Below are 264 nucleotides of genomic sequence, written 5' to 3'. Positions count from 1 at the left end.
GGTGAGCCGTACAGGATTCGAACCTGTGACCCTCTGATTAAAAGTCAGATGCTCTACCAACTGAGCTAACGGCTCGTACAAAATTGAAACATGGAATGGTGCCGGCGAAAGGACTTGAACCCTCAACCTACTGATTACAAGTCAGTTGCTCTACCAGTTGAGCTACACCGGCAAAAGTGTAGAAAATATGGTGGAGGATGACGGGCTCGAACCGCCGACCCCCTGCTTGTAAGGCAGGTGCTCTCCCAGCTGAGCTAATCCTCC

The 264-nt window shown here is 51.1% G+C and carries 3 tRNA genes; all 3 read right to left on the bottom strand.

Annotated features, from left to right (window positions below):
* Positions 1 to 2: 2 nt before the first annotated feature.
* The 3 genes from GD002_RS17690 to GD002_RS17680 all read right to left on the bottom strand — a co-directional run bounded on the left by GD002_RS17690 (position 3) and on the right by GD002_RS17680 (position 264).
* A tRNA-Lys gene (locus tag GD002_RS17690) sits at positions 3 to 75 on the bottom strand.
* 21 nt (positions 76 to 96) lie between these two features.
* Positions 97 to 172, bottom strand: a tRNA-Thr gene (locus GD002_RS17685).
* Between the two features lie 16 nt (positions 173 to 188).
* Positions 189 to 264, bottom strand: a tRNA-Val gene (locus tag GD002_RS17680).

Source organism: Sporosarcina obsidiansis (assembly GCF_009651005.1).
Taxonomy (GTDB): Bacteria; Bacillota; Bacilli; order Bacillales_A; family Planococcaceae; genus Sporosarcina; species Sporosarcina obsidiansis.
This window is presented reverse-complemented; position numbering and strand designations above follow the sequence as displayed.